This window comes from Burkholderia sp. NRF60-BP8 (genome assembly GCF_001522585.2).
In the GTDB taxonomy this organism is placed as follows: Bacteria; Pseudomonadota; Gammaproteobacteria; order Burkholderiales; family Burkholderiaceae; genus Burkholderia.
Genome location: NZ_CP013373.1, coordinates 3,300,388 through 3,318,526, shown reverse-complemented (window position 1 = coordinate 3,318,526; position 18,139 = coordinate 3,300,388). Strand labels below are relative to the sequence as shown.

Sequence of the window (18,139 nt, the reverse complement as noted above, 5' to 3'; positions counted from 1 at the left end):
TGATTGGAGACATTCGACGAATTCGCGGCACTTCGCGTGCTTCTTCTTCTTTTCGTGCTTCGATAAACCGTGAACAATGGGATCACGCGCAACGCTCCGCCGAGAGCGGCGCGGATCGTGCATTTGCCGGCTCGCCAGCGGGCCGGGTTTCAAGATTCAAGAGTGGGGAACCATCATGCATATCGGGTCGATCGTCTGCACTACCCATATCGCGGTGCCGAAAGGCGCGCGCGGCATCGTCCAGCGCATCCTGGGCGACATGGCCATGGTGACCTGGTACGCGGGCGTGCCGGGCGAGTCGAAAGAACTCAACACCGAGCCCTTCTTTCTCGAGGATCTGATCGACACCGGCGAATCCGTCCTGCCGGCCGGCGCGGCGCTTCACTAGGGCCTGTTCGCGCTTGTAACGGGCTTGCGAACGCACCTTTGCACCCGTCCCCCAAGGGGACTTCCTTCTGGTGCGTGCAAGAAGAGAGGAGGCGCAATAGCCGTCGCCATTGCAACGACGAACGACGCCGCCATGCGGGCGGAAAGGCGCGTTCTCCCGTTTGGAGAAATTCATCCATGGGGCCGGCGCAAGTCCGTTATTAACGTGAACAGACCTTGGCGCATCGCACCGGACGCTCGTCTTTCGGTCCGGCTGACGGCACAATGCGGGGCATGACAGACGCCACTTCCGCTCCCGCTTCTCCCGCCAGCCCGCCGTTCGCCGGCCTCACGCCCGAATGCGTGCTCGACGCGCTCGACAGCGTGCTGATGCCGGCCGGCCTGCGCACCGACGGGCGCCTGCTCGCCCTCAACAGCTACGAAAACCGCGTCTACCAGGTCGGTATCGAAGACGGCCCGCCGGTCGTCGCGAAGTTCTATCGCCCGGCGCGCTGGTCGGACGACGCGATTCTCGAAGAACATGCGTTCGTCGCCGAACTCGCCGCGCGCGAGATTCCGGCGGTGCCCGCGCGATCGTTCGACGGCCGCACGCTGCACGCGTTCGACGGTTTCCGCTTCTCGATCTTCGAGCGGCGCGGCGGCCGCGCCCCCGATCTCGACCGCAGCGACACGCTCGAATGGCTCGGCCGCTTCATCGGCCGCATTCATGCGGTCGGCGCGACGCAGCCGTACGTTGCGCGTCCCGTGCTCGACATCGATACGTTCGGCTACGAGCCGCGCGACTATCTGCTCGCGCACGATTTCATTCCGGACGACGTAAGACCGGCGTACGCGAGCGCGGTCGCGCTCGCGCTCGAAGGCGTCGAGGCTGCGTTCGAGCGCGCCGGAGCGGTTCGCCTGCTGCGCACGCACGGCGACTGTCATCCGAGCAACGTGCTGTGGACCGATGCCGGCCCGCATTTCGTCGACTTCGACGACAGCCGGATGGCGCCGGCCGTCCAGGATCTGTGGCTGCTGCTGCCCGGCGATCGCGAAGGCGCGTCGCGCGCGCTGGCGGACCTGCTCGCCGGCTACGAGGATTTCTGCGAATTCGAGCCGCGCGAGCTGCATCTGGTCGAAGCGCTGCGCACGCTGCGGCTGATCCACTATGCGGCGTGGCTCGCGCGGCGCTGGGACGATCCCGCGTTTCCGGCCGCCTTCCCGTGGTTCAACACGCATCGTTACTGGGAAGCGCGTGTGCTCGAATTGCGCGAGCAAATCGGCGCGATGCAGGAAGGGCCGCTCTGGCCGGTGTGACGGCTGCGTGCGCGGCGTGGCGTGGTGCCGCGCATCAGGCACGCAAGGGCCGCGACGCGATGCGTGCGGCCCGGCCGGCTCAGAATTTCAGCATCAGCTTGATCAGCGCGGCAAAGCGTTTGCCGTACGGCGGCGCGAGCAGGTTGCGTGCGTTCAGCCGCGCCTGCGTGAGCACCGGCTTCATCTTCGAGAACGTCACGAAGCCGTCGTAGCCGTGATACGCGCCCATGCCGCTCGCACCGACGCCGCCGAACGGCAAGCTGCCGCACGCGATGTGCATCAGCGTTTCGTTGATCGATACGCCGCCCGACACCGTTTCGCGCATCACGCGGTCGATCGTGCCGCGATCCTCGTCGAACAGATACAGCGCGAGCGGACGCGGGCGCGCATTGACGTACGCGATCGCCTCGTCGAGCCGCTCGTACGGCACGAGCGGCAGCAGCGGCCCGAAGATCTCCTCCTGCATCAGCGACGACGCGGCCGGCGCCTGCGTGACCGCGCACGGCACGAAGCGGCGCGACACGGGATCGGACTGCGCGTCGGACAGCGGATGCAATTGCGCGCCGGCCGCCTGCGCGTCGCTCGCGAGTTGCTGCAAGCGTGCGTAGTGACGCGGCGACACGATCGTCGTGTAGTCGCCGTTGGCCGCCAGGTCCGGATACAGCTTCGCGAAGCGGGTCCGCGCGCGTTCGATGAACGCGCCTTCCATCCCGCGCGGCAGCAGCACGTAGTCGGGCGCGATGCAGGTCTGGCCGGCGTTCAGCGTCTTGCCGGCGACGATCGCGTCGACGGCCGCGTCGAAGCGCGCATTCGGACCGACGATCGCCGGCGACTTGCCGCCGAGCTCGAGCGTGACGGGCGTGAGGTTGTCGGCCGCCGCGCGCATCACGTGGCGACCGACGTGCGTCGAGCCGGTGAACAGCAGATGATCGAACGGCAACGCGCTGAATGCGGCGCCGACCTCCGCGTCGCCGTTCACGACCGCGACGTGGTCGCGCGCGAAGGTCTTGCCGACGAGCTGCTCGAACAGCGCCGACGTGCGCGGCGTCAGTTCGGACATCTTGACGATCGCGCGGTTGCCGGCGGCGAGCGCGCAGATCAGCGGGCCCGCCGCGAGCAGCACCGGGTAGTTCCACGGCACGACGATGCCGACCACGCCGAGCGGTTGCGGGATCACCTTCGCGCGCGCCGGGCGCAGCCACTTGTTCATCGGCTTGCGGATCGGCTTCATCCAGCGCTTGCCGTGCTTCAGCGCGTCGTCGATCTCTTCCTTCGCCATCCAGATTTCCGACAGCAGCACTTCCTGTTTCGCGCGATGGCCGAAATCGGCGCTGATCGCGTCGGCGAGCGCGTCCGCGTGGTCGATCAGCATCGTGCGCAGCGCGCGCAGGTGCTGCGCACGCGTGTCCCATGCCGGGTACGGTGCGCGCAGGTACGCCGCGCGCTGGTCGTGCAGCAGCGACGTCAGCGCATCGACCGACGGCAGTGCTTGCGGGGCCAGTTCGGGCAGGTCGTTCTTCATGTCGTCTCCTCCAGTTGGGCCTGGCCGATCGGCCGGCCGTCACGCCGCACGCGCACGCTCGGCGAGCGCGGCGACGCGGATCGGGTGATGCGTGTCGCGCGGCACGGGGCCGGATGCGACGGGTGCTCGAAAACCGGTGGCGGCACGCGGCAGGCGTCGTATCCGCGCGACGGTGCGCGCGCCCGAAAATCGTGCCGCACGGCCTGCGCGCGCGACTCGATACGGTGACGAGCGGGCACGCGATACCTTCTCGCGATCGTCTGCCCGCGCACCGCGACCGGGTAGCGCGACGCGTATGCGACCGCGCGCCGCCGTGCATCGTGCAGCGGCGCCGACTCACCGTCCAAACGGTCGACGACGACACGCGCCGTTCGATTTCGACCGACCGCACGCATGATGCCGAGCATCGTCGCGCGGGCCGTCGTTTGAAATGAAATACGGGCCGCGCGCGCGACCTCGTGATCACCCGGTCGACACGCGGCCTGCAGAATCCGGCGCTGCATCGTCGTTCCTCCCGTTTCGCGACGAATCGGCTTCTCGTGGCCGGTACATCGCGCGAAGCGTATCGGTACATCTTAAATTTAGTTCACGCGGGCGTTTAGAGGAATCGCTCTTGAATCCGCGCGCCGCGCACGCGACGGCCATTCCTACAATGCCCGAACACAAGAGGAGACGCGGTCGCGCGGCGGTGCCGGGCGCCTTCCATGACACGACGGAGACGTGACATGCAATACGACTACATCATCGTCGGCGGCGGTTCGGGCGGCTCGAGCCTCGCCGGCCGTCTCGCCGATGCCTGCCCCGATGCGACGATCGCGCTGATCGAGGCCGGCTCGCATACGGAGCGCAACCTGCTCGTCAACATGCCGGTCGGCATCGCGGCGCTGGTGCCGTTCAAGCTCGGCACCAACTACGGCTACGAGACGGTGCCGCAGCCGGGCCTCGGCGGGCGGCGCGGGTATCAACCGCGCGGGCGCGGGATGGGCGGCTCGAGCGCGATCAACGCGATGATCTACACGCGCGGCCACCCGGGCGACTACGACGAGTGGGCGCAACTCGGCGCGACGGGCTGGGGCTGGCAGGACGTGCTGCCGTATTTCCGCCGCGCGGAAGGCAACGAGCGCGGCGCCGACGCGTGGCACGGCGCGGACGGCCCGCTGTCGGTGTCGGATCTGCGCTTTCGCAATCCGTTCTCCGAACGATTCATCCAGGCCGCGCACGCGGCCGGCTATCCGCTGAACGACGACTTCAACGGCGCGAAGCAGGAAGGCGTCGGCTTCTATCAGGTCACGCATCGCGACGGCTCGCGCTGCAGCGTGGCGCGCGCGTACATCTACGGCCGCAACCGGCCGAACCTGCACGTGATCACCGATGCGACGGCGCTGCGCCTCGGGTTCGACGGCAAGCGCGCGGTCGGCGTCGTCGTGTCGCGCAACGGGCGGATCGAGACGCTCGGCGCGCGCGCGGAAGTGATCCTGTCGGCCGGCGCGTTCAATTCGCCGCAACTGCTGATGTGTTCCGGGATCGGCCCGGCGGAGCAATTGCGCCGGCACGGGATCGCGGTCGTGCAGGATGCGCCGGACGTCGGCACGAACCTGATCGACCACATCGACTTCATCATCAACACGCGCGTGAATTCGTCGGAGCTGGTCGGCGTGTGCCTGCGCGGCATCGCGAAGATGACGCCGGCGCTCGCGCGCTATTTCTCGAGCCGCACGGGGATGATGACGAGCAACGTCGCGGAGGCCGGCGGCTTCATCAAGAGCGATCCGTCGCTCGAGCGTCCCGACCTGCAACTGCATTTCTGCACGGCGCTCGTCGACGATCACAACCGCAAGATGCATTGGGGTTTCGGCTATTCGCTGCACGTGTGCGCATTGCGGCCGTTCAGCCGCGGCACGGTCGCGCTCGCGAGCGGCGATGCGCGCGACGCGCCGCTGATCGATCCGCGCTTCTTCAGCGATTCGCGCGATCTCGACCTGCTGGTGCGCGGCGCGCAGGCGATGCGGCGCATCCTGTCGCAGGCGCCGCTCGCGTCGCAGGGCGGGCGCGAGCTGTACACGCGGCCGGACCAGAGCGAAGCGGAACTGCGCGCGACGATCGTCGCGCATGCGGACACGATCTATCACCCGGTCGGCACCTGCCGGATGGGCTCGGATGCGCGCGCGGTCGTCGATCCGCAACTGCGCGTGCGCGGCGTGGACGCGCTGCGCGTGGTGGATGCGTCGGTGATGCCGACGCTGATCGGCGGGAACACGAATGCGCCGTCGGTGATGATCGGCGAACGCGCGGCCGACTTCATCGTCGCGGCGCGGCGCAGCGGCGTGCCGCGCGGCGAGGCGGCTGCCGCGGTGCACGGCCGCTAGACGCGGCGCGCACGGCGGCGGTCATGCTCAGGCAAACGTATCCACGAGGCCGGCGCGGCTCGCGCGTGCGGCGACCGGTGCGGATGGCGCGGCGTCGGCGGGTGCATCGACGGCTGACGGTCCGCCGGTCCCGCGTCGCGACGACTGGCCGCCGGCGAAGGTCTGCTGCGGGTTGGGCTGCTGTTGCTGCGAAGCGAGGCCGCCGTCGCTGACGGTCGCGCTGCCGAGCCCGAGCCCGCCGGCTTCCATCGCCTCGCGCAGCTTCGGCAGCGCGGCTTCGACCGCGTCGCGCACCTGCGCGTGCTGCGACACGAACAGCGCGTGCGCGTGATTGTCCGCGACGCGCAGCACGACCTGCAGCGGCCCGAGATCGGGCGGGTTGAGCGTCAGCTCGGCGCTCTGCTGGTGCGCATTCGACAGGAACACCACTTTCTGGCTCAGCGCATCCGTCCAGTCGGCCGTGCCGACGTGCGGCGCGAGCGCGTGCGCGTTGGCGGCGGCGATCGCGCCGGCGGCCGGCGACAGTTGCAGGTTCGCCTGCGCGGCGGCAGCAGCCGTTGCGCCGGCCGCGAGCGTCGCGCTGGCGGCCGGGTCCGTCGCGTTGCCGGCCGCCGCGAGCGCGTGCTGTGAGCCGGACTGCGCGTTCGCGTCGGCTTGCAGCGCTTGCGGCGTGAACTGAGTCGGCGTCTGCTGGGAGGCGAGCGCGCCTTTCGCATCGGCGAGCGTGCGGTCGAAGGTCGGCACTTTCGGTGTCGGCGGCGCGGCGGCGGTCGACGCGGTCGCTGCCGGCGCCGTCGGCGTGGTGGAGGCGGCCGCGCCGGTCACCGGCATCGCGATCGCGCCCGCGCCGCCCGTCAGCTTGGCGAGCGCCGCTTGCAGTGCGTCGCGGCTCGATGCCGGATCGCTCGGCTCGGCGGCCGCGTCCTGACTCGCGTGGTGGGCGAGCATAGCCGTGGCGTCCGGCTGGCCGGACACGGCCGTCTTTTGCGTCGTGGCAGCAGCGGCAGCGGCGCTCGCCGCGTCGGCCGGCGTCGCAGGGTCCGGGCGTGCCTGCAGTTGGGCCTGTACGGCGGCGGCGGCCGCGAGTGCTGCGGCATCGGGGTTGGCGGCGGCGTTCGCGGTCGTATCGTCGGTCGCGTCGTCGTCGTTCGTGCCGGACGGCTTCGCGCCGGCGGCCGGCTTCGACGAAACCTGTTGGGTCGACACGTCCGGCGTACCGGCGTTGGCCGTATCGCCGCGCGTGGCGACGCTTTGCTTCAGCGTCTGCGCGAACGGCACGGCGCTCGCGGCGGCCGACGCATCGCTGGCGGCGGACGCACTCGAGCCGCGGGCGGCCTTGAGTGCGGCGCCGGCGGTGTCGAGCAGCGCACCGAGCAGGGGCAGGGGAGGCATGGCGGTTCTCTCGTTCGAATGCGGTGGTCGGTTACGACGAACGGGCCGCGTCGGCCCGCATGCGCAGGATCTTCGCGGCATGTTCGTCGGCGTCGCGCTGTTCGCGCCGGGCGTCGCGCCGCGCTTCCTGCGCGATGCCGCGCGCCTGCAGGATTTCATACGAGCCGACGGTACGTTTCTTCTGCTGCCAGTTCGGGCGCGCCTCGTCGATGCGGACTTCGGCCGCGGCGAGCACGGTGCGTTGCTGCGCGATCGCCGCATCGAGCGTGTCGATGAACGCCTGGAAATTGCGCCAGTTGCCGGCCGGCATCCCGCTCTGCGCCGATTGCGCGAAGCGCGCGTGATATTCGTCGCGATAGCGCAGCAGCGCGTCGAGCTGTTCGGCCGCCGCGGTGCGGTCGCGCTGCGCGGTGCCGAGCTGCTTCGCGGCCGAATCGAGGTCTTCCTGCGCGCGGTCGAGCAGCAACTGAAGGGGAAAGCCGTGAGCCATCGGGATCAGCCTCCGTAAGCGTCGAACAGCGCATCGAGCGCGGCGAGGCTCGATGCGAACGGCGCGCATTCGCGAAAGCCCTGCTGCAGGAATGCCTCGATGCGCGGGTAGAGCGCGATCGCGCGGTCGAGCTGGGCGTCGCGGCCGGGTGCGTAGGCGCCGACCGCGATCAGGTCGCGATTGCGCTGGTAGCGCGACAGCATCTGCTTGAACTGCCGCACGTGGTCGAGATGCGTTTCGTCGATCAGCGCGGTCATCGCGCGGCTGATCGACGCCTCGATGTCGATCGCGGGATAGTGGCCGGCCTCGGCGAGCGCGCGCGACAGCACGATGTGGCCGTCGAGGATCGCGCGCGCCGAATCGGCGATCGGGTCCTGCTGGTCGTCGCCTTCGGTCAGCACCGTGTAGAACGCGGTGATCGAGCCGCCGCCTTCGGGCCCGTTGCCGGTGCGCTCGACGAGCGCGGGCAGCTTCGCGAACACCGACGGCGGATAGCCTTTCGTCGCGGGCGGCTCGCCGATCGCCAGCGCGATCTCGCGCTGCGCCATCGCGTAGCGCGTGAGCGAATCCATCAGCAGCAGCACGTGCTTGCCCTGGTCGCGGAAATACTCGGCGAGCGACGTCGCGTACGCGGCGCCCTGCATCCGCAAGAGCGGCGACACGTCGGCCGGCGCCGCGACGACGACCGAGCGCGCGAGCCCGTCCTCGCCGAGGATCTGTTCGATGAATTCCTTCACTTCGCGGCCGCGCTCGCCGATCAGGCCGATCACGATCACTTCCGCGCTCGTGTAGCGCGCCATCGTGCCGAGCAGCACCGACTTGCCGACGCCGGAGCCCGCGAACAGGCCCATCCGCTGGCCGCGGCCGACGGTGAGCAGCGCGTTGATCGCGCGCACGCCGACGTCGAGCACGTGATGGATCGGCTCGCGATCGAGCGGGTTGATCGACGGCGCCGACAGCGGCGCGTCGACCTTCGACGCGAGCGGGCCGAGGCCGTCGAGCGGGCGGCCCGACGCGTCGACGACGCGCCCGAGCATCTCCCAGCCGACCGGCAGCCGCTTCGCGCCCGCGAGCGGATCGGCGACGGGCGCGCTTTCGCGCGGCCACACGCGTGCGCCGGGCAGGACGCCGGCGACGTCGGTGGTCGGCATCAGGAACAGGCGGTCGCCGGCGAACCCGACGACTTCGGCTTCCGCGTGCGGCAGCGTGCTGCCGGGCGGCAGTTCGATCGTGCATTCGGCACCGACCGACAGGCGCAGCCCGATCGCCTCGAGCACGAGGCCGGCCGCGCGCGTGAGGCGTCCGCACGGCCGCAGCGGCAGCGCGTGGCGGCTGCGCGCGGCGAGCCCGTTCAGGTGCGTGCGCCAGTGTGCGAGATGCGGATTGTGCGGCGCGCGCGGGGCGACGGCCGAGGCCGCTGGATGCGGCGCGGTGTCGTGGGCGGGATCGTGCGCGGCCGCCGGCCCGAACGACGCGAGCGCGAGCTCGCGTTCGAGCGGCGTCATGCCGTCGTGCGCGAGCGCGTCGGGCACGCGCGTCACCACGCGCTCACCTTGCCGATCGCGGCGGCGACGCGCTGCCAGCGGGTGGGCAGCGTCGCGTCGACTTCGCCGGTCGCGGCGTGCGCGCGGCAGCCGCCGCGCTCGATCGACGCGTCGGTGCGCACGTTCCAGCCGAGCGTGTCGAGTTCGTCCTGCAGGTACGCTTCGACGACCGGCAGGTCGGCCGGATTCACCGCGAGATGCGGCGCGCCGGACAGCGCGGGCTCGGCCGCGAGCACGTCGCGCACGGCGGCGACCAGCGCGGCCGGGTCGTGTTTCACGTGCTGGCGCACGACCTGCTGCGCGATGTCGAGCGCGAGTTGCGCGAGGTCGGACGCGAGATCGTGTTCGACCGCCGATACGGCTTCGCGGAACGAAGCGGCGAGCGCCGCGAGCTGCGCGGCCTGTTCGCGGGCGTCGGCCCGGCCGGCCTCGAAACCCTGTTCGCGGCCCTGCTCGAAACCGGCCTGGTAGCCGAGCGCCTGGCCTTCGACGTGGCCGGCCGCATGGCCTTCGGCGTGCGCGGCGTCGCGCACGCGCTGCAGTTCCTCCGCGAGCGCGGCGGCGGCGGCGGCCGCGTCGTCGGGCGGCGGCGGGGGCGGCGGCGGGTCGAACGACGCCATCTCCCACCGCTGGTACGCGGTGAGGGTGCCCACGCGCTCGCTCGCCGAATCAGACATACGCGTCTTCCGCCTTGCCGCCGATCGCGATCTGGCCGCTCTCGGCGAGGTTGCGCACGATCTGCAGGATGCGGCGCTGCTGCGTCTCGACTTCGGACACGCGCACCGGGCCGCGCGCGTCGAGATCCTCGGCGAGCAGTTCGGCCGCGCGTTGCGACATGTTCGCCAGGAACTTCTGGCGCAGCGCCGGCGGCGCACCCTTGAGCGCGACGATCAGCGTTTCCGACTCGACTTCCTTCAACACCATCTGGATCGCGCGGTCCTCGAGGTCGAGCAGGTTCTCGAACACGAACATCTGGTCGATGATCTTCTGCGCGAGATCGGCGTCGTACTGGCGCACGCTTTCGAGCACGCCTTCCTCGTGCACGCTCGTCATGAAGTTCAGGATCTCGGCCGCGGTGCGGATGCCGCCCATCGGGCTGCGCTTCAGGTTGTCGCTGCCGGACAGCAGGCCCGTGAGCACGTCGTCGAGCTCGCGCAGCGCGGCCGGCTGGATGCCGTCGAGCGTTGCGATCCGCAGCAGCACGTCGTTACGCAGCCGTTCGGTGAAGCACGACGCGATTTCCGAGGCCTGGTCGCGATCGAGATGCACGAGGATCGTCGCGATGATCTGCGGATGCTCGTTCTTGATCAGTTCGGCCACCGCGCCCGAATCCATCCATTTGAGGCCTTCGATGCCGCTCGTGTCGCTGCCCTGCAGGATACGGTCGATCAGCACGCCGGCCTTGTCCTCGCCGAGCGCCTTCGTCAGCACCGAGCGGATGTACTCGCTCGAATCGAGCGACAGCGCGGTGTGCTGCTCGGCTTCCTTCACGAACTCCTGCAGCACGTCCTCGACCTGCTCGCGCGTGACGTTCTTCAGCGCGGCCATCGCGGCGCCGATCTTCTGGACCTCGCGCGGCGCGAGGAACTTGAATACCTGCGCGGCTTCTTCCTCGCCGATCGACATCAGCAGCAGCGCGCTCTTGGTCAAGCCTTCAGCGTTCATCGGACACCCAGTTCTTCACGACGGTGGCGACGATCTTCGGATCCTGGCGGGCGATCGTGCGCGCGTAGTCGAGGTTGCGTTCGTAGCGGTTCTTCTCGTTTTCGAAGCCGAGCAGCAGCGGATCGGCTTCCTCCGCCGCCTTTTCCGGCGCGGGCAGGCCGTCGAGCGCGACCGCTTCGTCCGGCGCCGCGAGCGCCGGCGCGGCCGGCTCGGGCGGCGGGAACGCGCGGCGCATCGCCGGGCGCACGAACATGAAGTAGAGCGCCGCCGCGGCCGCCGCGATGCCGAGCCACTTCGCGGCTTCCTTCGCCATCGCGATCATGTCGGGCTGGCGCCACCACGGCAGGTCGGCATACGGGTCGCTCGCGGTCGAGAACGCGCTGTTCACGACGTTGACCGAGTCGCCGCGCTTCGCGTCGTAGCCCATCGCGTCCTTCACGAGCTGTTCGACCTGCGCGAGCTTCGCGGGCGGCAGCGGCTGCATCGTCACGTGGCCCTTCGCGTCGGCGACCGGCTGGTAGTTGACGACGACCGCGACCGACAGCCGCTTCACGCTGCCCATCGGCTGTTCGGTATGGCGGATCGTCTTGTCGAGCTCGTAGTTGGTCGTCTGGTCCTTGCGGTCGCTGACCGGCGTCGTCTGCGGCGCGTTCTGGCCGTTGCCGGCGACGATCGGCGCGGAAGCCGGCTGCGGCGGCGTGTTCGACAGCGCGCCCGGCACGCCCGACGCGCCGCCTTGCGCGAGTTCGGTCGCACTGCTGGTCTGCTGGCTGCGGATCGCGGCCTGCTGCGGCGTGCCGTTCGGGCCGTAGCTTTCCGACGTCTGCTCGATCTTCGAGAAATCGAGATCCGCGCTGACCTGCGAACGCGCGTTGCCGGCGCCGAAGATCGGCGCGAGGATCGCGTCGATGCGCTTCTGCGTGTTGTGCTCGACCTGCTGCACGTACTTGAGCTGGCTCGCGTCGAGGCCGGAAGCGGATGCGGTCTGGGTCAGCAGGTTGCCGTCCTGGTCGACGATCGTCACGTTCTTCGCCGGCATGTCGGGCACGCCGGACGACACCATCCGCGTGATCGCCTGCACCTGGCCCTCGTCGAGCACGCGGCCCGGGTAGAGGTCGACGAACACCGACGCGCTCGGCGCTTCCTTGTCGCGCACGAACACCGACGGCTTCGGGATCGCGAGATGCACGCGCGCGCCGCGCACGGCGTTGATCGATTCGATGGTGCGCTGCAGCTCGCCTTCGAGCGCGCGCTGGTAGTTGATCTGCTCGGCGAACTGGCTGATGCCGAATTTCTGGTTGTCCATCAGCTCGAAGCCGACCGAGCCGCCCTTCGGCAGCCCCATCGCGGCGAGCTTCAGCCGCGTTTCGTGCACCTGGTTCGACGGCACGAGGATCGCGCCGCCGGCATCGGCGAACTTGTACGGCACGTTTGCCTGCTGGAGCGCGGCAATGATCGCGCCGCCGTCGCGGTCCGACAGGTTGCTGTACAGCACGCGGTAGTCGGGCGCCCGGCTCCACAGCACGAGCGCGGTGATCGCGGCGATCGCGAACGCGACGGCGATCACGAACGGCAGCTTCGGGTTGCCCTTCATCCGCGAGATGCCGGGAATGCGTTCGGCGAAGCCGCCCAGCCCGAAGTCCGCGCCTGCGCCGCCCGCGCCCGGCAACGCGGCGGCCGCGGCGGCGCCGGGCGCCGGGCTGAGGCCCGCGCGGGCGTCTGGGTTGATCAGCGAGTTGGCCTGCGAATCCATGCGTCGAGTTTCTCCGGAGCGGGGCGACTGAGCTCGCTCGGGCGAGCGGGCGGACAATGACACGATGCGATTATCGTGACCCGCGGCGCACTCCGATCGACCGAAAAGAGCGGGGTTTCCCCCGTACTTTCTCGGCTTTGACGCGCGCCGCGCTGCTATCCTTTTTCGCGATCCGGCATGGTGCGCGTGGTGCGGCGCCGGCGGAAACGCCCGGCGCGTCCGGGTCACTTCTCTAGGTCTGGGGACAGCATGACTGCGAACGTCAGCGGAATCGGTTCGGTGTTGCAACAGATGCAGTCGATGGCCGCGCAGGCGTCCGGCGGCGTCGCGAGCCCGACGGCGGCGCTGGCCGGCTCGGGCGCGGCGACGGCCGGCACGTTCGCGAGCGCGATGAAGGCGTCGCTCGACAAGATCAGCGGCGACCAGCAGCGCGCGCTCGGCGAGGCGAAGGCGTTCGAGGTCGGCGCGCCGAACATCTCGCTGAACGACGTGATGGTCGACATGCAGAAAGCCAATATCGGCTTCCAGTTCGGGCTCCAGGTCCGCAACAAGCTAGTGAGCGCTTACAACGACATCATGCAGATGTCGGTGTGAGGCGACGGGCATCCGGGGGCGGCTATCCGACGACGGGCATCCGGGGGCGGCCTTCCGACGACGGTCCGGCGCTTGCGGAACGGAGCCAACGGGCCGGCGACGCTGGCCCGCCGGCAGCCCCGGCGCACCTAAAGCTTTTCAAATCCCTTCCGATAACTCCGGTGAAGGCCGCGCCGTGCGACGCACGGCGGCGGCTCCCGCATAGCCAAGGCAAATAAAGGAGAAGCGCATGTTTTCCCCAGGACACGCTGGAGCCAGTGCGTACGCGCGTGTCGGCGTCGAGACCGGGGTGATGGGCGCCTCCCCGCATCGGCTGATCGCGATGCTGTACCAGGGGGCGCGGCAGGCGATCGCGCTGGCGCGCATGCATTTGCAGCAAGACAACGTAGCCGGCCGCGGCGAAGCGATCGGCAAGGCGATCCGGATCGTCGAGAGCGGCCTGCAGGCGTCGCTGAACCGCGACGCGGGCGGCGAGATCGCCGACCGGCTCCATGCGCTGTATGCGTATATCGGCCGGCGCCTGCTGGAAGCGAACGCGCAGGCGAGCGACGCGATGCTGGTCGAGGTCGACGGCTTGCTCGCGACGCTCGAGGAAGCATGGACGGGCATCGCCCCGGAAGTCGCGCGGATGGCCGCGCAACAGGCAGCGGAAGCATCACGATGAATCACAAGGCCGAATACTTCGCGCGTTACGAGGCGCTCGCCGCCGTGTCGAGCCGGATGCTCTGCGCCGCGCGCGGCGCCGACTGGAACGCGTTGCCGGAGTTGCAGGCCGAATTCATGCAGCTCGTGGACGGATTGAAGGAGGCCGATCCGGGCGTCGCGCTCGACGAATCGGATCTCGGCCGCAAGCTCGACCTGATCCGCCGCATCCTGGCCGACGACGCCGCGATCCGCGATCTCGTGAGCCCGGACGTCGCGCGGCTGTCCGCGCTGTTCGAGGCGCGGCGCTCGACCCAGGTATTGACCGATCTCTATCGCGCGCGCGGATAGGGCCGTCGTCCGGAAGACGGGCGCGAGGCGCCCGGGCCCGGTGCCGTACGCGGCGCGCGCCGTTCCCGCGGGCGGCGCCGGTGTGCCGCGCCGGATTCGCAACGATGTGTCGGTCCGTTTGCCCACGCAAACGGACCCCAAGGTGAGCAGGCTCCGATCATGACCGGTATCGACTCCGTTGCGGCCGCGCTGCTGGCGAGCCGCCTCGACAGCTTGCTGACCGGCACCGTATCGGCGCCCGCCGGCGGCGGCGCGACCTCGCAGGTCGGCACGCCGGGCGCCGGCGCGTCGTCCTCGCCGTCGGCCGGCAGTCCGCCCGCCGCGCCGCCGGCTTCCACGCAGACCGCGCTGTCCGAGGTCGGGCGCGCGCTCGACGCGATTTCGCGCTCGGGCGGCGATGCGACGCCGGCGATCGTCGGTCGGCTGCCGCTGCTGGCCGATCCCGCCGTGCTGCTCGCCGATACGCCCGCGCCGGCGCGCGTGCCGGCTGCGTCCAGTCCCGCGGCGTCCTCTACGCCCGCTTCCGCCGAAGCGTCGTCCACCGCGGCGGCGCGCGAGGCGGCCGCGCCGCCGCCGGTCGCGGCGTTGCGCGCGGCGCTCGCGCAGGCCGTGAGCGAAAGCGGCCTCTTCTACGAATCCCATCTCGCGCAGTGGCTGGCCGGCCAGCGTCCGCTCGCGGCGCTGTTGCGCGAGCCGCAGGCGCGCCTCGCGACCGCGCTCGCGCCGGCCGACCCGCAAGCCGTTCCGCACGAGCCGACCGACGTGCTCGACGAACTGCTCGCGCAGCGCCCGCCGCTGCCGGCCACCGCACGGGCCAGCGCGCCCCCGCCGCCCCAGGGCGGCGGCGCGCCTGCACGCGACCCGGCGCAGGCCGCGCCGGCGGCCGCCCGGCAGAACGCATCGTCGCCGCTCGACCCCGCCGATCCGCTGGCCGCGCACACCGATACGCGCTGGACGCCCGCGCGGGCCGAGCTGGCCGCCGCCTCGTCCGAGCCGCAGGCGCAGCCGCTCGCGACCGTGCATCCGGCCGCCGTGCCGCTCGTTCGGCAGCAACTCGACGCGCTCGCGACCGACCAGTTTCGCTGGACCGGGGAGGCGTGGCCGGGCGCGCGGCTCGACTGGACGATCGAACCCGACGAGCCGGGCCATCGCGCACCGCGCGGCGGCGACGACACGGGCGACGGCATCGCATGGCGCACGCGCCTGACGCTGACGCTGCCGTCGCTCGGCACGGTCGATGCCGAACTGGTGCTGAACGGCGCGCAGCTCGTCGCGCGGCTGCGCGCGAACCAGACGGGCGCCGACCGTCTCGCGCGCCACGAAGCCGCGCTGCGGCAGCGGCTCGAAGGATCGGGGCTCAGGGTGGGTGGGCTGTCGATCCGCGCGGTCGACGACGGGCCGGACGGCTTCGACCTGTTCGCCGCGCAGGCCGCCGCCGCCGCGTACGCGCGCGGCGCGGCCGGCGGCCCCGACGCGCGGGTGCCGGGCGACGATGACGAGGCGCTGCCATGAGCATGACGTCCCGCAAGCGCGCGGCCGCGCTCGTCTACGATCCGAAAGGCGGCGATGCGGCGCCGCGCGTGGTGGCGAAGGGCTACGGCGTGCTCGCCGAGATGATCGTCGCGCGCGCGCGCGATGCGGGGTTGTACGTGCATACGGCGCCGGAGATGGTGTCGCTGCTGATGCAGGTCGATCTCGACGACCGGATTCCGCCGCAGCTTTATCAGGCGGTCGCGGACCTGCTCGCGTGGCTGTATGCGCTCGATCGCGCCGACCCCGCGCCGGACGACGCCGCGCCGCGTTTTCCGCTGCCGCCGTTGCGCTGAGCGGTCTGCCGACGGGCGGGTTCTTACGAAAGGCTGTCCGTGGCTTGCGGGATCGTTCTGCCGGTATTTTCCATCCATCGTTCGCCTTCGGATTGCAACGTGTGCCTTTCGTCCGAATTTGCGCGTGCGCCGTGCCTCCCGCTCCGTATGCGCACGGATTGAGCCGGCTTCCGATTTATGTAATGATATCCATTCTCATTTTCATGCTGCCCGGGCGGCGCGCACACCCTGCGCGCCGCCCGTCGTTTTGAACGAATGGATACTTTCGCGTGAACGCGCCCGAAACGATCGACCCGCCCAAGACGGGCCTGCCGCTCGCCGGCGTCACCGTGCTGCACCCGGCGGGCCGCCCGCTGACCGACGACGAACTGGCCGCGCGCCGCCAGCGCTCGCGCCGCGCGACCTTCATCAAGTGGCTGCGCAAGGTGCACGGCTGGGTCGGGCTGTGGGGCGCGGTGCTCGGGCTGCTGTTCGGCGTGACGGGCGTGCTGCTGAATCACCGCGCGCCGCCGCTGAAGATTTCGACCGGCGAGCCGCAGGTCGAGGAAATGCAGATCGCGCTGCCGGATCCGGTGCCGAAGACGCCTGCCGCGATGACGAAGTGGCTGCAACAGGAGCTGCATTTCGACGGCAAGCCGGGCCGCATGCGCAAGGAGCCTGCGCAGGCCGTCGCGTGGGGCGACAAGCGCGTGATGCAGCCCGAACACTGGCAATTCGGCGTGTTCGGGCCGCACCAGAACCTGCAGGGCGAGTACTGGGTCGGCAACGGCTACGTGTCCGTGAAACGCACGGGCAACACGTTCCTGACGACGCTGAACAACCTGCATCGCGGCGTCGGGATGAATCTCGGCTGGGTGCTGCTGATGGACACGATCGCAGGCTCGCTGATCCTGCTGTCGCTGACGGGCGTGCTGCTGTGGACCGAGCTGAACAAGCGCCGTACGGTCGGCGTCGTGCTGGTGGTCGGTTCGGTTGCCGCCGCGCTGGCGGCCGGCCTGGCCTGACCGACGTTCGCGCCGGCCGGCGCCGGCGCCCCGCGCGAGCGCGGCCGCCCGCCGCCGTGGGTCAGAGGCCGCAGGCCGCGCCGCCGTTCGCCGCGATTTCGCGTGCGGCCTTCGCGCCTTCGACCTGCAGGATCGTCGGCAGCGACACGTTGTTCTTCGCGGCGGTGATCTCCGCGAGGATCGAGATCGCGATTTCCGGCGGCGTCCGGCTGCCGATGTAGATGCCGGCCGGGCCGTGCAGCCGGGCCAGCTCCGCTTCGCTCAGATCGAATTCGCGCAGCCGCTCGCGCCGCGCCGCGTTGTTGCGCCGCGAGCCGAGCGCGCCCACGTAGAACGCGGGCGTCTTCAGCGCTTCCATCAGCGCGAGATCGTCGAGCTTCGGGTCGTGCGTGAGCGCGATCACGGCCGAACGCGCGTCGAGCTTCATGTCGAGCACCGTATCGTCGGGCATCGTGCGCACGACGCGCGTGCCCGGCACGTCCCACGCATCCGTGTATTCCTCGCGCGGATCGCAGACCGTCACCTGGTAGTCGAGCCCGACCGCGATCTGGCACAGATAGCGCGACAACTGGCCGGCGCCGATCACGAGCATCCGGTAGCGCGGCCCGTGGATCGTCACGAGCCGTTCGCCGTCGAAGGCGAGCCCGTCGGTCGCCTGCGCGGGCGACAGCGACGCGCGGCCGGTCGCGAGCGTCATCGTGCGCGTGACGAGGCGGCCGGCCTCGACTTCCGCGCACAGCGCGGCGATCCCGCTGTCGCGCGTGAGCGGTTCGAGCACGAGCTGGATCGTGCCGCCGCAAGGCAGCCCGAAGCGGTGCGCTTCCTCGGCCGTCACGCCGTACTTGAGCGCTTCCGGGCGCGCATCGGCCGCGATCCCGCTCGCATGCACGCGGGCGATCAGGTCGTCCTCGATGCACCCGCCGGACACGGAGCCGACCACCAGGCCGTCCTCGCGCACCGCGAGCATCGCGCCTTCGGGGCGCGGCGACGAGCCCCACGTCTTCACGACCGTCACGAGCAGCACGCGCCGCCCTTCTTCGAGCCAGCGCGCGCTGGATTTCAGTACATCGAGATCGACGCTTTCCATCGTTTTTCCTGTTGCCGGACGGCCCGTCGTGCGGCGCCGTCGTTCGATGGCGGGATTATGAACCGCCCGGCGCGCGCGTGCAGGCGGCGCGCCGGCCGCGCAGGCAAATCCGGAGAATCGGGCAAGAGATCGCGACGATCGGACAGCGATCGCGCGGTGGCCGAGGGTTCGGGAGAGCGGGGCGGGAGCCGGTGCAGGCTCCGCGTGGGGTGCTCGCGAT

General features: G+C 70.5%; 17 protein-coding genes. 9 read left to right on the top strand and 8 right to left on the bottom strand.

The genetic code is table 11. The annotated features are described in order from the left end of the window. The first annotated feature begins 175 nt into the window (after positions 1-175). Both WS54_RS29105 and WS54_RS29100 read left to right on the top strand, forming a co-directional pair. Entirely contained in the window at positions 176-388 is a 213-nt protein-coding gene (locus WS54_RS29105) for a hypothetical protein (protein WP_006477514.1), read from the top strand. Between the two features lie 272 nt (positions 389-660). Beyond that, positions 661-1,683 carry a serine/threonine protein kinase gene (locus WS54_RS29100; RefSeq protein ID WP_080747826.1) on the top strand — a complete coding sequence of 341 codons (1,023 nt, stop codon included), beginning with the start codon at positions 661-663 and terminating at the stop codon, positions 1,681-1,683. A 79-nt stretch (positions 1,684-1,762) separates the two neighbouring features. On the opposite strand, the gene WS54_RS29095 is transcribed toward WS54_RS29100, so the two are convergent. Next, positions 1,763-3,205 (bottom strand): coniferyl aldehyde dehydrogenase, encoded by a 1,443-nt coding sequence (locus WS54_RS29095; protein ID WP_034208655.1) that lies wholly within the window; start codon positions 3,203-3,205, stop codon positions 1,763-1,765. Positions 3,206-3,930: 725 nt separating this feature from the next. Here WS54_RS29095 and WS54_RS29080 point away from each other — a divergent pair. Then, positions 3,931-5,571 carry a GMC family oxidoreductase gene (locus WS54_RS29080; RefSeq protein WP_059780771.1) on the top strand — a complete coding sequence of 547 codons (1,641 nt, stop codon included), beginning with the start codon at positions 3,931-3,933 and terminating at the stop codon, positions 5,569-5,571. Between the two features lie 27 nt (positions 5,572-5,598). Here the strand turns inward: WS54_RS29080 and WS54_RS29075 are convergent, their stop codons facing one another. The 6 genes from WS54_RS29075 to fliF are packed head-to-tail and all read right to left on the bottom strand — an operon-like array spanning position 5,599 to position 12,415. Then, positions 5,599-6,963 carry a flagellar hook-length control protein FliK gene (locus tag WS54_RS29075; RefSeq protein WP_059780772.1) on the bottom strand — a complete coding sequence of 455 codons (1,365 nt, stop codon included), beginning with the start codon at positions 6,961-6,963 and terminating at the stop codon, positions 5,599-5,601. 31 nt (positions 6,964-6,994) lie between these two features. Continuing rightward, positions 6,995-7,453, bottom strand: coding sequence for a flagellar export protein FliJ (fliJ, locus tag WS54_RS29070; protein WP_059780773.1), 459 nt, complete (start codon positions 7,451-7,453; stop codon positions 6,995-6,997). A 5-nt stretch (positions 7,454-7,458) separates the two neighbouring features. Next, entirely contained in the window at positions 7,459-8,958 is a 1,500-nt protein-coding gene (gene fliI / locus WS54_RS29065; protein ID WP_442861324.1) for a flagellar protein export ATPase FliI, read from the bottom strand. A gap of 32 nt (positions 8,959-8,990) precedes the next feature. Further along, positions 8,991-9,674: a flagellar assembly protein FliH gene (gene fliH / locus WS54_RS29060; RefSeq protein ID WP_034208649.1), complete on the bottom strand. Its 684-nt coding sequence runs from the start codon at positions 9,672-9,674 to the stop codon at positions 8,991-8,993. Continuing rightward, positions 9,667-10,662 carry a flagellar motor switch protein FliG gene (gene fliG, locus WS54_RS29055; protein WP_034208648.1) on the bottom strand — a complete coding sequence of 332 codons (996 nt, stop codon included), beginning with the start codon at positions 10,660-10,662 and terminating at the stop codon, positions 9,667-9,669. The genes fliH and fliG overlap by 8 nt, the downstream gene beginning before the upstream one ends. Next, entirely contained in the window at positions 10,652-12,415 is a 1,764-nt protein-coding gene (gene fliF, locus WS54_RS29050; protein WP_059780775.1) for a flagellar basal-body MS-ring/collar protein FliF, read from the bottom strand. Before fliF ends, fliG begins: the two co-directional genes overlap by 11 nt. Positions 12,416-12,664: 249 nt before the next feature. Here fliF and fliE point away from each other — a divergent pair, with 249 nt between their 5' ends. The 6 genes from fliE to WS54_RS29015 all read left to right on the top strand — a co-directional run bounded on the left by fliE (position 12,665) and on the right by WS54_RS29015 (position 16,832). Then, on the top strand, positions 12,665-13,009 hold the full coding sequence (gene fliE / locus WS54_RS29040) for a flagellar hook-basal body complex protein FliE (RefSeq protein WP_034208646.1): 345 nt from the start codon (positions 12,665-12,667) through the stop codon (positions 13,007-13,009). A gap of 229 nt (positions 13,010-13,238) precedes the next feature. After that, positions 13,239-13,673 (top strand): flagellar export chaperone FliS, encoded by a 435-nt coding sequence (gene fliS, locus WS54_RS29035; RefSeq protein WP_034208645.1) that lies wholly within the window; start codon positions 13,239-13,241, stop codon positions 13,671-13,673. After that, complete coding sequence (locus WS54_RS29030; protein ID WP_059780776.1) at positions 13,670-14,002, top strand: flagellar protein FliT; 333 nt, start codon at positions 13,670-13,672, stop codon at positions 14,000-14,002. Before fliS ends, WS54_RS29030 begins: the two co-directional genes overlap by 4 nt. 159 nt (positions 14,003-14,161) lie before the next feature. Next, positions 14,162-15,514: a flagellar hook-length control protein FliK gene (gene fliK / locus WS54_RS29025; protein ID WP_059780777.1), complete on the top strand. Its 1,353-nt coding sequence runs from the start codon at positions 14,162-14,164 to the stop codon at positions 15,512-15,514. Continuing rightward, entirely contained in the window at positions 15,511-15,828 is a 318-nt protein-coding gene (locus WS54_RS29020) for an EscU/YscU/HrcU family type III secretion system export apparatus switch protein (protein WP_059780778.1), read from the top strand. Before fliK ends, WS54_RS29020 begins: the two co-directional genes overlap by 4 nt. Positions 15,829-16,097: 269 nt before the next feature. After that, positions 16,098-16,832, top strand: coding sequence for a PepSY-associated TM helix domain-containing protein (locus WS54_RS29015; protein ID WP_059780779.1), 735 nt, complete (start codon positions 16,098-16,100; stop codon positions 16,830-16,832). Positions 16,833-16,893: 61 nt separating this feature from the next. On the opposite strand, the gene WS54_RS29010 is transcribed toward WS54_RS29015, so the two are convergent. Further along, on the bottom strand, positions 16,894-17,919 hold the full coding sequence (locus WS54_RS29010) for an XdhC family protein (RefSeq protein ID WP_034208640.1): 1,026 nt from the start codon (positions 17,917-17,919) through the stop codon (positions 16,894-16,896). Positions 17,920-18,139 lie beyond the last annotated feature (220 nt).